Below are 12587 nucleotides of genomic sequence, written 5' to 3'. Positions count from 1 at the left end.
AGGATTCTGACAGGAAGAATTGGTATTGTTTTTAGATACCAATATCAAACTGTAACATAAAAACGGGGTTGGGAGGAAGAAATGTTCTGGCGCAAAATGGCATACCTTGTTGGTATTGCTATAACCGGAGCGATTATCGGACTGCAGTTAAGCGTTGCTTCTGCGGCTGAGAGCGCTTGCGCCAATCGTGGTGCGCTTGATGAGCGTTATTGCGATGAGAACAACGACCTCGTAGCCGATGCGCCGAAAGATCCATCCCAATGGCGCGATCCGCAAACCCTTGTCTGGGCTTATTCGCCGATTGAAGATCCGGCCGTTTATGCCCGCTTGTTCAAGCCTTTTACGCAGCATCTGGAAGCTTGTTTAGCCAGACAGATCGTCTATTACCCGATCCAGTCAAGTGCTGATGAAGTGGAAGCCATGCGCTCCGGTCGGTTGCATTTTGCCGGTTTTTCAACGGGGCCTACAATTGAAGCGGTTAATCGGGCGGGTGCTGTGCCATTTGCCGCAAAAGGCTCGGGCAATCAGATGCGTGGCTATCGTCTGGTAGCGGTTGTGCGCGCTGATTCACCTTATGAAAATTTAAGCGATCTGAAGGGCAAGCGTATTGCTCACGCCTCGCTTTTCTCCAATTCGGGCAATGTTGCGCCCCGTGCATTGTTTCCAAAACATGGCCTGACACCGGTGCAGGATTATGCGCCGATTATGTCGGGCGGTCATGATAAATCAATCTTAGGTGTTGTGGCGGGCGATTATGATATGGCGGCGGTTGCCTCCGATGTGCTGGAACGCATGATGGAGCGCGGCCTTGTCAAGCGCGATGCAGTGCGCCTTATTTATCAAAGCGATCTCTTTCCGACATCTTCTTTTGCCTATGCGCATAATCTTGCACCTACATTGGTGGACGATATGAAACGCTGCTTTTTCAATTTTACATTTACCCCCGAAATGAAAGCTGAGTTTCAGGGGGATGACCATTTTATTCCGATTGAATACGCACCCGCATGGTCTGTGGTGCGCGAGGTAAACAAGCAAGCGGGGGCAATGCTTCCATGAGTTTATCGAGCGTTGATCTATCAGGCAAAAGTCAATTGCAAAGCCCCTTTTATAAGGTCAGGCCAAGCGCGGATTAAAACAACAATTCCTGCACCCAGCCAGCATATAACCAGTTGAAATTCCACTGTTAAAAATGAGTGGAGTTTTAAAGGGGGAGCCCCGGCTCAAAGTGGAGAAACCATGAGTTATTACAAGAACCTGATATATAAACATAAGGTCTACAATTCCGACCCGACGACAATGATCGGGATCGTTTTGTCTGTTGTTTTTGCCTATCTGATTGTCGCGCCAATTGTGTTGCTGTTGTCGGATGCGGTACTGGTTCAGTTTGCAGATCGTGCCCGTTCCGGCCAGCAAATTGGCGAGCTGACCTTATATTATATCAATCGTGCACTGTTTTCGCCGATTTCGACCGATATTTTCTGGCGTCCGCTTTGGAACACTGCGATCATTGCTGTGGGCTCAATTCTCTTTGCCCTTGCAACCGGTATGCCGCTGGCATGGCTTTTAAGCCGTACCAATTTACCGGGTAAAAAGTGGTTTTCCACCGCTTTGATCGTACCTTATATGCTACCTTCATGGACATTTGCGCTTGCGTGGCTAACGCTTTTTAAAAACCGCACCACGGGTGGTCAGCCAAGCTGGATGGAAGGCTTAGGTTTTGCGCCGCCGGACTGGCTGGCTTATGGCATGTTGCCGATCATGCTGATTTTGGCGATGCATTATACGCCATTTGTCATTTTGCTTTTTGGCAATGCACTGCGTCAGTTTGATTCAACACTGGAAGATTCCGCCCGTATTATGGGTGCGGGTAAATTTCTGATCGCACGGCGGATTATCTTACCGCTGATGAAGCCAGCGATCGTATCGGCCGCGACGCTGATTTTCGCCAAATGCTTGGGCGATTTTGGTGTGGCCTATATTTTGGGCGTACCGGTTGGTTTTGACGTTTTGGCGACTTCGCTTTTCCGTACAATTTCCACCAGTCAGGCTGGCATGAGCGCAGTTCTGGCTGCGACCATCGTGATTTTGGGCAGTATTTCGATTTTCCTCGATATGTATCTGCTTAAAGAAGCCCGTCGATTTGTGACAATCGGTAATAAAGGTTCGATGAACCGCCAGACCGAGCTTGGACGCTTCCGCCTTCCGGCTTTCAGTTTTGCTATGCTGATGTTTATCATCAGTGCATTCATCCCGTTGATGGCGCTGTTCCTGACCACCATCATGCGTGTACCGGGCGTCTTTGCACTCGATAATTTCACCCTTGATTTCTGGATTGGCAGCGATCTGAAAACAACGGCAATGAGCCATGGTATTTTGCTCACCGGTGAATTCTGGCGTGCAACATGGAATACGCTTTGGATCGTTGGTTCCGCCGCATTGGGTGCAGGTCTGCTTGGTCTTTTGGTCGGCTATGTGGTGGCGCGCACACCTTTGACAATGCTTGGCACATTCTTGCGACAGGTCACCTTCCTGCCATATCTTGTGCCCGGCATTGCATTTGCTGCTGCTTATCTGACCATGTTTGCAGTGCAGCGCGGACCATTGCCAGCTCTTTACGGCACGCCAATTCTGTTGGTTCTGGCTATTCTGGCTGACCAGATGCCATTTGCATCCCGTGCCGGTATTTCCGCGATGATGCAGCTTGGCAAGGCACCGGAAGAAGCAGGGCAGATTGTTGGTGCCGGTTTCTGGAGACGCTTGGTTTCCATCGTGGCACCAATTCAAAAAGGTTCGCTCGTTTCCGGAATTCTGCTGCCCTTTATCTCCGGCATCAAAGGTTTGAGCCTTGTTGTGGTGCTGGCTGTTCCGGGCACTGACGTTCTTACAACTTATGCATTGCGCCTTGTTGATTACAGCTATTCACAGGCTGCCAATGCTGTCGTCCTGATGATCTGCGTCATCGCTTTTGGCGGCACGATCATCGTTCAAAAACTCACCAACAGTAAATTATCTGACGGATTGGGAGGCAAATAATGTCGAGTATTACACTTCGCGATATCAGAAAAAGCTACGGCAAAGCCACCCGCGCTGCAGTCGAAAAACTTACACTGGAAATTCCTAAATCAGAATTTCTGTGCCTGCTCGGGCCGTCCGGTTGTGGTAAAACCACCACTTTGCGGATGATTGCGGGATTGGAATTTCCAACCGAAGGCCAGATACTGGTCGATGGCAAAAAGATCGTCTCTGTTGATGACGGCATTTATGTACCGCCGGAAAAACGCGGCATGGGTCTGGTGTTCCAGAACTATGCACTCTGGCCTCATATGACAGTCGTGGAAAATGTCGAGTTTGGCTTGAAACTGCACAAAGTTGCAAAGCCGGAACGCGACCAGATCGTCAATGATGTGCTGCAAAAGCTAGGTATTGAGCGCTATCGTGATCGTTTGCCAGCGCAGATGTCCGGTGGTCAGCAGCAGCGTGTTGCACTTGCCCGAATGCTGGCGTTGAAGCCAGAAATCATTCTGCTTGATGAACCGCTTTCCAATCTGGATGCAAAACTGCGCCTTGAAATGCGTGCTGAATTGAAGCGCATCCATCAGGAAATGGGCTCAACTGTTGTCTTTGTGACCCATGACCAGTGGGAAGCCATGACCCTTGCAACCACTATCGCTGTGATGAGTGAAGGTGAATTGCAGCAGCTTGGCACACCGGATGATATTTATGAGCGTCCGGCCAATCGTTTTGTGGCGGAGTTCATTGGTAATCTGCCGATTAATATTACCGAGCTGAACGACACCAATAAAGGCGCATTGGCAAATTGGACCCGTAGCCTTTTGGCTGCACAGAAAATCGATGCGGCCAAGGTTGGCTCTGTCGGTATTCGTCCTGAATCTGTCCGCATCAGCGCGCAAGCTGTTGAGGGCGCATGTGCTGCTAAAATTGTTGATATTGTGCCGACCGGCGGCAGCTGGATCGTGGAATTAGCGGTTCAAGACGAACAATATTTCGCAATCATTTCAGACGCTCCGGCACAAAAAGCCGGGGAAGAAATCTGGATCACAGTCGAAGCAAACCATATTCATGTGTTCGACGGTGGAGGTAAACGCATCAGCGGCTGAGAATACCGCAAGTGTTTTAGAATATTCGATTAACTCTGGAGGATAGAATGTCTTTGACCCTTCGTAATATTGCTGCTCTCTCATTGAGCGTAGCACTTTTGTCCGGCACAGCTGCATTGGCTGAGCCTGCTGGCGAAATCGGCATTAAAGATGCTGACTACTCACTCGAAGCTTTGATTGAAGCTGCGAAAAAAGAGCCGGCGATTACCGTCGTTGATGCAACCGGTAAGATCGTTGCAATGGCTGATGCTTTCACCGAAAAATACGGTGTAAAAGCAACCGGCGTTAAAATGAACGGTCAGAACCAGGAACAGGTTATCCTGCGTGAAGCAGCAGCAGGCAATGTGCGCACTGATGTTTTCAACATGAGCAACCTGCCATCGGTTACCTCTGAAATTATCGTTCAGGGCGCAGGCCTGAGCTGGTTGCCGCCGGATCTGAAAGATCAAATTCCGGCAGAATATCAGAACCCTGCGATCACCAGCCTCAACCCATGGGTTTGGGCATATAATTCCGATGTTCACGGCGACAAGTGCCCGATTGATAATATCTGGGCGCTGACCACGGAAGATTGGAAAGGCCGCGTGGCTATTCCTGATCCGTTGCTGCGCAACGAAACCATGTTCTGGTTCAACCAGATTGCAGAACATGACGATGCAGCCATGGCTAAAGCTTACGAAGATTTCTTCGGCGAGCCTTTGAAAACCGACGAAAAAAGCGCAACCGCTGAATGGGTTAAGCGTTTTGCCAAAAACAAGCCAAGTGTTACCCGCTCAGACACTGATGTTGGCCCGGTTGTTGGTGCCAAGGGTCAGGAAAAGCCATTTATGGGCTTCTTAAGCACATCGATTTTCCGTGATGCCAAGAAAAATGACTATTCCATGGGCATTTGCGCTGGCATGAACCCATGGGCTGGTCAGTTGACCCCGCGTGTTGCTGTGATTGCTGCTGGCACCAAGAGCCCGAATGCTGCCAAGCTTTTCGTTCATTACATGATGACCGAAGAAGGCATGGCGCCACAGTTGGGTGATGGCAAAATTTCATCCAATAAAAATGCAAAAATTCCTGAAAGTGAAGCTTCCGGTATCGTGAATGTGATTGATCAGCTGCATGTTCCGAATGCTAAAACTGCTGAAAGCGATTACGCGAAGCTTCAGGATTGGCAGGATTTCTGGACAATCCATTCTCGTTAATTGAAACGGATAAGTAATATTCAAAAGGGCAGTTTACTGCCCTTTTGACGTTTATAGCTCAGTTATCTATGAGCATTTTTTCCGCAATTATTTTGGCATCCTGCTGGTCAATCTCAAAAAGACCAAAGCGGAATTTATAGCCCCAGCTTTTTTCTCCGCGCGTAAAGTTCAATTCATCCAATATAGGATGGATTGGCACATCGCGTGTGGTGAACCAGTTCACATCTCTGCGCCAAGGTTTAAATGAGGGTGCCATTTCTACCTGATAGACAGTGCCCTGATGAACTATGCCAAATCCCGTAAAACATTGCAGACGATTTTTTCCGGCAAAGGAAATGGTCGGTGAATAATAAATGATATAATCATTGGGCAAAACGCGCTTTAACGGTGCCGCTTTACCATGGCACACTTGCATAATGCCTAGTTCTTTACCTGTAGCAACGTGATCAGCAGAGGCGACCGCAATCCAATAGCGGCGAGGGCGCTCCATCACACTTGCCCAATCGTGTAAAAACGCAGACGATGGCCGTCTGGATCAAGCGCCATAAAGCTACGGCCAAAACCTGCATTCATCCGCGCAAGTGCAATCTTGACACCTTTGTCGCACCATTCTTGATGGAGGCGGTCAATGTCAGCAGCATCATTGAGTTTGAAACCCAGTTCACAGCCACCAGCCATAATTGTTGGCACGGGTTGCACTTCTTTTTTATCCCATAAAGCCAGCGCTAAGCCGGATGACAGAATGAACAAAGCAAAGCTGGCGCTTTGCTCAACCGGTTGTTGTTCCAGCATTTTTTCATAAAATGCTATGCTTTCGGGTACATCATTGACATAAAGCAGCAGAGTATTGTTTTTGGTCATTGGTTCGCTCCGGTTTGTATTTTTTAACATGGAGACAAACTAATGCAGCTTGCTGTCAGATTATGGCAGTAGTGATGGTTCAATCAAAATTTCTTTTAATACCTTCGGCTTCGCGCCATTTTTTAAATAGAGTTTGACGACGTTCAGGATAGCGTTCACCGGTCATATGGGCGGAAATTATTCTGTCGGTTCGGAAATGACGAAAGCTTTGGCGCAGTTCGCACCACCCTAATAATATGCGCGCCGAATCGAAGAAGGTGAGGGCAAAAGGCCAGATGGTTCTGGTTGATGCAGCATCATTTTTATCACTATAATCAAGGATGAGTTTATGCTCATTCCTGATGGCTTTTCTTAAATACTTTAAATCAACAATATCAGCTGGAAGATTTGTTCCGGGGCCGATAAGCAAAGTGGACTTTTCCAAATCATTGCGCAAATCTGTTGGGAGAACAGTTGCAATACGGCTCAGCGCACTGCGTGCCGCATCGCTTAAATGGTTGTCGGCACTTTCTATGACCCAACGTGAACCTAAAACAAGTGCTTCAATTTCTTCTTGAGTGAACATCAGCGGCGGTAGCAGAAAACCAGGGCGCAGCACATAGCCAACGCCGGCTTCACCTTCAATCATTGCGCCTAAAGCCTGAAGACTGGCAATGTCACGGTAAAGCGTGCGGATACTCACACCCGTTTCTGTAGCGAGTATTTTGCCACTGACGGGTCGCTTGTGCCTGCGCAGCACTTGTAAAAGATCAAACAGACGTTCGGAGCGGGACATAATTAAATCTATCAGCAAAACGCGCTGTCAGAAAGTGGCAGTATTCTTCTGTCCTATAAAAATTGTAAGTGTTTAATGATGAAATAGTGAACACTGCGTTCGATCGATCATACCTGTTGTAGTTACTTTTGTATACTATATGACTACCAACAGTGATGAAAGCCGCAACAGACGGCAGGAGATATTTCATGAGAGCTTTTGGTTTTTTAAGCTTCGGCCATTATATGAACGCACGCGGTTCTCAAACCCGCACAGCCAGCGAAATGCTGAAGCAGGCCGTGGAGCTTGGTGTTGGCGCCGATGAAATCGGCGTTAATGGTGCCTATTTCCGCGTCCATCATTTTGCACAGCAGCAGGCATCGCCTATGCCGCTTTTGGCAACGATTGCCGCCAAGACCAAACATATTGAAGTTGGCACCGGCGTGATTGATATGCGTTATGAAAATCCGCTTTATTTGGCGGAAGAGGCAGCAGCCCTTGATATTCTGGCTGATGGCCGTATCGCGCTTGGTATTAGTCGTGGTTCGCCAGAAACGGTTGTTCGGGGTTATGAAGCCTTTGGCTATACAGGCTCAACCGATCCGCGTGGAGCTGATATTGCACGTCCGAAATTTGACTTGTTCATGCGTGCCATTGAAGGTGAAAAGCTGGCATTGGGTGATCCGACAATGGGTTATCGCGGCCCAGTGCCCGTTGAACCGCGCTCGGCCACATTGAAAGATCATATTTGGTGGGGCTCGGCAACGCGTGAAACAGCGGAGTGGACGGGTCGTCAGGGACTTAATCTGATGTCGTCAACTTTGCTAACCGAAGATGGTGGTATGCCTTTTGACGAATTGCAAGCGGAGCAGATTATCCGTTTCCGTGAAGCTTATCGTGATGCAGGCCATAAAGGTGCACCACGTGTTTCAGTCAGCCGCAGTGTATTTCCGATCATGAATGATACGGACAGAGCCTATTTTGGCAATGCAGCGGAAAGAGATGACGGCATCGGTATGATTGATGGTTTCCGCTCTACTTTCGGGCGCACTTATGCGGCCGAGCCAGATGTGCTGATTGAGCAGTTGAAAAACGATAAGGCGATTGCTTTGGCCGATACGTTGATGCTGACAATCCCGAACCAGCTTGGGCCGGAATATAATCTGCATATTCTGGAATCCTTTGCCAAGCATGTGGCACCAAGTTTGGGTTGGAAACCAAATTGGGAGGGACGGGTGTCAGGCGATCAGATCAACTGATCAAAACCCTCCAGTCTGCCTGATGACTTGTTCTTAAAACCCTGACGGGCAGCATTATGCTGCCCGTTCTATTGCTCAAGAATAGATGCGGCGCTTTCGGCATCAATAGCCAAAATCGTTGCAAAGCCACCTTGTAAGACTGCTGTCACAATCGGCACTTTATGCGCTCCGCCGCCGACAATCAGCCGGTGGCGGATTGTTTTTAAACTGGTGAGTTCCGGCGACAGGACTTGCCTGTTAATCGTATGGTCAAGCTGCTTGCCTTTGGCATTCAGAAAACGACCGCCCAGATCACCAACTGCGCCATGCTCCTTTAATTCCTCAATGTCGATGCCTTCCGGCAGGCCATAGCGCACCTGCAATGAACGATTGGAGGCATCGCCCACGCTGAAATAAGCCAGATCAACATTACAAATTGTTTCATAAGTACGACGGAAGACAGTTTGCGAAATGATCGCATCCCTTGATTCCGGTGACTCTGCATAAATAGGCGCAACGAAATAACGGCAATTGGCTGAAAAAACCTGCGCAAAGCCACGTACAATCTCAAAAGTATTAATCTCAGTGCCTTGTGTCAGGCCGCCTGTCATGGAGTGAACTTCCATTTCGGGGCGTTGCTGTGGTGTCATAAACTGGATTGTCTCACGTAATGTTGAGCCCCATGCGACACCAAAAGAGCGGATATTGTGTGCGGTAATAAAGCGATCAAGATAAGCAGCCACTGCCCGCCCCATAATCTTATGGATCTGTGAAACATCTTCGGGCGTTGGCACAACAATCGCATCCTCAAGGGCAAAACGCTTGCAAAGCTCGGCTTCCATGGCCACGCAATCAGCCAGCTTACTATTGAAGGAAACTTTGACCACGCCGTCGCGATGCGCCTGCGCCAGCATTTCATTGACCCGCCGGCGTGTCAGATGAAGGCGGTCGGCAATCTGCGCCTGCGTTAATCCTTCCACGTGATAGAGCCATGATGCGCGCACAATCAGGTCATTTTGATCCATCGTAATCCCTTTGGGTTACATTTGTCATTCGAGTGTAACAAATGTGCGTTAGTGGTTGTGCATCGTCGCTGCGGCACGATTCTTCATAAGAAGAACCGCACTACAGCTCATACAATCATGCGTCTTAAGGATCAAATATGACGTCGATCTTAAAAAAAGTCCTGACCACTACAGCGGCAGGCAGTGTTTTGCTGGCAATGACAATGCCGGGCTTTGCTGCAGACAAGGTAAAGATTGAATGGTGGTATGCAATCAGCGGTAAGCTGAGCGAAACTGTGCAGGAGCTTATTGCTGATTTTAATGCTTCACAGGATAAGTATGAAGTTGTCGGTGTTCATAAGGGCAACTACGAAGAAACGATGGCGGCGATGGTGGCGGCATATCGTGCAGGTCAGCATCCGACCATCTTGCAATCAGCCGAGCGCGGTTTTCTGACCATGCTGAATTCCGGTGCGATTATTCCGGTTAATAAGCTGATGGCAGATCAGGGTTACAAAACTAATTGGGGCGAATTTATCGCGCCTGTTGCAAGTTTTTATGTCGTAAATGGTGAACCTGCAGCGCTTCCTTTCAATTCATCGACGCCAATCTTCTGGTTTAATGAAGATCAGTTGAAGCAGGCTGGTTTTGATGGCCCTGGTGAAACATGGCAAGACGTTGATGAGCGCCTTTATGCCTTGAAGGAAAAAGGTATTACCAAATGCCCGATGGCCTTAGCGGGCGATTATCATTGGAGCCTGTTTGAAAATTATTCAGCCATCAACAATCAGCCATTTGGTACGAAATCCAATGGGTTTGATGGTTTGGATACGGAGTTTGTTTATAATAAAACATCTGTCGTGCAGCAGACCGAACGTCTCAAGCGCTGGATCGATGATGGTATTTTGCATGTTGCGGGTGAGGGGTTGAACCCATCGCAAATGTTTACCTCCGGTACTTGCGCAACCTTGATCAATTCAACCGCTGGCCACTCTGCAGTTGAAAGTTCGGCTGAGTTCAAATGGAACGCAACATATCTGCCTTATGAAAAAGGTGTTGAGCCGCAAAACTCCACTATTGGTGGTGCAGCGCTTTGGGTTCTGGGCAACAAATCTCAAGAAGAGCAGGCCGGTGCAGCAGCATTCCTGGATTTTGTTGCCAAGCCTGAAACGCAGGTCTGGTGGAGCAAAGCCACCGGTTATGTGCCGGTTACGACAGCAGCTTATGAAGCTCTGAAGGCGGAAGGATATTTTGAGAAAAATCCAACCCGTGAAATCGCTATCATGCAGCTATCACGCGGCACGCCAAATGAAAACTCACGTGGTTTCCGTTTCGGCAATCATAACCAGACCGGTGCCATCATGCTGGAAGAATTGCAGGCAGTCTGGACAGGTCAGAAATCCGTACAGGATGCACTCGACTCCTCGGTCAAGCGCGGCAATGAAGTTCTCCGTCAGTATGAGCGGATCAATGCCGGTAAATAATGATAGTATGACCATGTCTGCTGGCGCTCAAGGGCGCCAGCAACAGGCAGGAATTTTTCAGCTCCCTGGCTGGTTTACAAAATTGACGACACCCTCGCTGACTGGCCTGAAAGCTGCGCATTTCAAACGAAATGGTGCTGGTTTTCTGCTGCTGGCGCCGCAATTGCTGATTTTGTTATTTTTCTTCTACATTCCGGCATATAAAGCTCTGTCTTTGGCTTTTGTCGAAACAGACCCGTTTGGCATGAGTGTCATTTTTGTAGGGTTTAATAATTTCACCCGTCTTTTTTCCAGTCCTGAATATCGCTTCAGTGCTCTTCTGACCCTTGCGCTGACCGTTGTACAAAGTGTTATTACACTTGGTCTAGCTGCAATGCTTGCATTTGCAACTGATCGGGTGATCCGTGGGCGTGCCGTATATCGCCGTATTATTTTGCTGCCCTATGCGATTGCGCCGGTTGCTTCCGGTACAATTTTTGCATTTATGTTTAACGCCAATGTTGGCCCCATCGCGCACTTTTTGCATGAGCTTGGCTTGCCATGGAACCCGGCTTTGCGCCCGATGGACGCGCAAATTTTGGTGGTGCTTGCAGCCGTTTGGAACCATCTTTGCTATGATTATATTTTTCTGGTCGCAGCTATTTTGTCTGTGCCGAATTCTTTGATGGAAGCAGCAGCTCTTGATGGTGCACGACCTGTGCGCAGGTTCTTTACCGTGACCATGCCGCTGATTATGCCTACATTCTTCTTTCTGATGATTATGAACCTGATTTATGGCCTGTTTGAAACATTTGCTCTCATTGAAACGATGACAGGCGGTGGTCCGGCGGCTGCAACCAGTACGCTTGTTTATAAGGTTTATCAGGATGGTTTCGTGCAGCTTGATCTGGGAACTTCAGCGGCACAATCGGTCGTGCTGATGGGCATTGCCATTCTTTTCACTGTTCTTCAGTTCCGCGCGGTTGAACGCCGCGTTAATTACGGGGTGTGATCATGGTTGAACGCTCTCCCATTTTAACTTTCTTTTGTCACGCGATTTTACTGATCGGAGCGTTGATCGTCTGTCTGCCACTATATCTGGCTTTTGTTGCGGGCTCGCTTGATTTTGCCCGATTGCAAAAAATGCCCTTTCCATTGCTGCCGGAAGGTGAGTTTTGGAACAATATGGTGGCGGCATGGACAACCGTTGACTTCTCACGGCTGTATATTAATTCCATCATCACCACGACCTTGATTGTGGTTGGCAAGGTAACGGTTTCATTGATGGCGGCTTTTGCCATCACCTATTTCCGCTTTCCTTTCCGCATGACGATGTTCTGGATCATCTTCATTTCGCTGATGCTGCCGATTGAGGCGCGTATTATCCCAACCTATGAGGCGCTTGCTGATGTGGGCGGGCCTTTGCGGGATTTCTTCCGCGTCACCGGTATCAGCTGGCTGGTTGAAATGGCGACCGGTTATCGGCTGGAAATTGGGTTGCAATGGAATTTGATCAACAGTTATAGCGGGCTCATCTTACCGTTGATTGCTTCTGCTTCGGCAACATTTCTGTTTCGCCAGTTTTTTCTGACAGTGCCGGATGAATTACTGGAAGCAGCAAAAATCGATAATGCCGGACCGTTCAAATTCTTCATTGATATTCTGCTGCCGCTATCGGTCACGAATATTACGGCGTTGGTGGTGCTGCTTTTTATCGGCAACTGGAACCAATATTTATGGCCGCTTTTGTTCACAACCACGCCGGACATGAAAACCGTTGTGCTTGGTTTGCGCAGCCTCGTGCCCGGGCCGGACGAGCCTCCGGCATGGAACATTGCCATGGCTGCTTCTTTCTTTGTCATGCTGCCGCCGACGCTCGTGGTTATCTTTTTGCAGCGCTGGCTCACCAAGGGCGTGACGGATGTCGGTAAATAATCTCTTCTTACAGGAAAATTA

General features: G+C 48.7%; 12 protein-coding genes. 8 read left to right on the top strand and 4 right to left on the bottom strand.

The window, feature by feature from the left end; all coding sequences use genetic code 11:
• Window positions 1-81 precede the first annotated feature (81 nt).
• The 4 genes from phnD to FHS77_RS07455 all read left to right on the top strand — a co-directional run bounded on the left by phnD (window position 82) and on the right by FHS77_RS07455 (window position 5311).
• Window positions 82-1056, top strand: a complete 975-nt coding sequence (gene phnD / locus FHS77_RS07470) for a phosphate/phosphite/phosphonate ABC transporter substrate-binding protein (protein ID WP_184221927.1) — start codon at window positions 82-84, stop codon at window positions 1054-1056.
• Between the two features lie 180 nt (window positions 1057-1236).
• Window positions 1237-3033 carry an ABC transporter permease gene (locus tag FHS77_RS07465; RefSeq protein WP_184221925.1) on the top strand — a complete coding sequence of 599 codons (1797 nt, stop codon included), beginning with the start codon at window positions 1237-1239 and terminating at the stop codon, window positions 3031-3033.
• Window positions 3033-4118 carry an ABC transporter ATP-binding protein gene (locus FHS77_RS07460; protein ID WP_184221923.1) on the top strand — a complete coding sequence of 362 codons (1086 nt, stop codon included), beginning with the start codon at window positions 3033-3035 and terminating at the stop codon, window positions 4116-4118. The genes FHS77_RS07465 and FHS77_RS07460 overlap by 1 nt, the downstream gene beginning before the upstream one ends.
• Window positions 4119-4165: 47 nt before the next feature.
• Entirely contained in the window at window positions 4166-5311 is a 1146-nt protein-coding gene (locus FHS77_RS07455; RefSeq protein WP_184221921.1) for an ABC transporter substrate-binding protein, read from the top strand.
• Between the two features lie 58 nt (window positions 5312-5369).
• Here FHS77_RS07455 and FHS77_RS07450 read toward each other — a convergent pair whose 3' ends face one another.
• From FHS77_RS07450 to FHS77_RS07440, 3 genes are all read right to left on the bottom strand, one after another.
• A complete protein-coding gene (locus tag FHS77_RS07450; protein ID WP_184221919.1) occupies window positions 5370-5801 on the bottom strand; it encodes an EVE domain-containing protein in 432 nt (143 codons plus the stop codon).
• Window positions 5801-6172, bottom strand: coding sequence for a VOC family protein (locus FHS77_RS07445; protein WP_184221917.1), 372 nt, complete (start codon window positions 6170-6172; stop codon window positions 5801-5803). The genes FHS77_RS07450 and FHS77_RS07445 overlap by 1 nt, the downstream gene beginning before the upstream one ends.
• Before the next feature lie 79 nt (window positions 6173-6251).
• Window positions 6252-6947 carry a helix-turn-helix transcriptional regulator gene (locus tag FHS77_RS07440; protein ID WP_184221915.1) on the bottom strand — a complete coding sequence of 232 codons (696 nt, stop codon included), beginning with the start codon at window positions 6945-6947 and terminating at the stop codon, window positions 6252-6254.
• A gap of 188 nt (window positions 6948-7135) precedes the next feature.
• On the opposite strand from FHS77_RS07440, the gene FHS77_RS07435 reads away from it, so the two are divergent.
• Window positions 7136-8185: an LLM class flavin-dependent oxidoreductase gene (locus FHS77_RS07435; protein WP_184221913.1), complete on the top strand. Its 1050-nt coding sequence runs from the start codon at window positions 7136-7138 to the stop codon at window positions 8183-8185.
• A gap of 68 nt (window positions 8186-8253) precedes the next feature.
• On the opposite strand, the gene FHS77_RS07430 is transcribed toward FHS77_RS07435, so the two are convergent.
• Complete coding sequence (locus tag FHS77_RS07430) at window positions 8254-9189, bottom strand: sugar-binding transcriptional regulator (RefSeq protein ID WP_184221911.1); 936 nt, start codon at window positions 9187-9189, stop codon at window positions 8254-8256.
• Window positions 9190-9326: 137 nt separating this feature from the next.
• On the opposite strand from FHS77_RS07430, the gene FHS77_RS07425 reads away from it, so the two are divergent.
• Genes FHS77_RS07425 through FHS77_RS07415 form a run of 3 tightly spaced genes read left to right on the top strand, consistent with a single transcriptional unit; the run spans window position 9327 to window position 12566 of the window.
• Window positions 9327-10652, top strand: coding sequence for an extracellular solute-binding protein (locus FHS77_RS07425; protein WP_184221909.1), 1326 nt, complete (start codon window positions 9327-9329; stop codon window positions 10650-10652).
• On the top strand, window positions 10639-11643 hold the full coding sequence (locus FHS77_RS07420; RefSeq protein ID WP_184221907.1) for an ABC transporter permease subunit: 1005 nt from the start codon (window positions 10639-10641) through the stop codon (window positions 11641-11643). The genes FHS77_RS07425 and FHS77_RS07420 overlap by 14 nt, the downstream gene beginning before the upstream one ends.
• Before the next feature lie 2 nt (window positions 11644-11645).
• Window positions 11646-12566, top strand: a complete 921-nt coding sequence (locus tag FHS77_RS07415; protein WP_184221905.1) for an ABC transporter permease subunit — start codon at window positions 11646-11648, stop codon at window positions 12564-12566.
• Window positions 12567-12587: the final 21 nt, after the last annotated feature.

Source organism: Paenochrobactrum gallinarii (assembly GCF_014205685.1).
Classification (GTDB): Bacteria; Pseudomonadota; Alphaproteobacteria; order Rhizobiales; family Rhizobiaceae; genus Paenochrobactrum; species Paenochrobactrum gallinarii.
The sequence above is the reverse complement of the archived record's forward strand: the minus strand, read 5'-3'. Positions and strand labels throughout refer to the sequence as shown.

Excerpts from the sequence above, each read along its gene's own strand:
- phnD (WP_184221927.1), top strand. The coding sequence starts at position 82 with ATGTTCTGGCGCAAAATGGCATACCTTGTTGGTATTGCTATAACCGGA.
- FHS77_RS07465 (WP_184221925.1), top strand. The coding sequence starts at position 1,237 with ATGAGTTATTACAAGAACCTGATATATAAACATAAGGTCTACAATTCC.
- FHS77_RS07460 (WP_184221923.1), top strand. The coding sequence starts at position 3,033 with ATGTCGAGTATTACACTTCGCGATATCAGAAAAAGCTACGGCAAAGCC.
- FHS77_RS07455 (WP_184221921.1), top strand. The coding sequence starts at position 4,166 with ATGTCTTTGACCCTTCGTAATATTGCTGCTCTCTCATTGAGCGTAGCA.
- FHS77_RS07450 (WP_184221919.1), bottom strand. The coding sequence starts at position 5,801 with ATGGAGCGCCCTCGCCGCTATTGGATTGCGGTCGCCTCTGCTGATCAC.
- FHS77_RS07445 (WP_184221917.1), bottom strand. The coding sequence starts at position 6,172 with ATGACCAAAAACAATACTCTGCTGCTTTATGTCAATGATGTACCCGAA.
- FHS77_RS07440 (WP_184221915.1), bottom strand. The coding sequence starts at position 6,947 with ATGTCCCGCTCCGAACGTCTGTTTGATCTTTTACAAGTGCTGCGCAGG.
- FHS77_RS07435 (WP_184221913.1), top strand. The coding sequence starts at position 7,136 with ATGAGAGCTTTTGGTTTTTTAAGCTTCGGCCATTATATGAACGCACGC.
- FHS77_RS07430 (WP_184221911.1), bottom strand. The coding sequence starts at position 9,189 with ATGGATCAAAATGACCTGATTGTGCGCGCATCATGGCTCTATCACGTG.
- FHS77_RS07425 (WP_184221909.1), top strand. The coding sequence starts at position 9,327 with ATGACGTCGATCTTAAAAAAAGTCCTGACCACTACAGCGGCAGGCAGT.
- FHS77_RS07420 (WP_184221907.1), top strand. The coding sequence starts at position 10,639 with ATGCCGGTAAATAATGATAGTATGACCATGTCTGCTGGCGCTCAAGGG.
- FHS77_RS07415 (WP_184221905.1), top strand. The coding sequence starts at position 11,646 with ATGGTTGAACGCTCTCCCATTTTAACTTTCTTTTGTCACGCGATTTTA.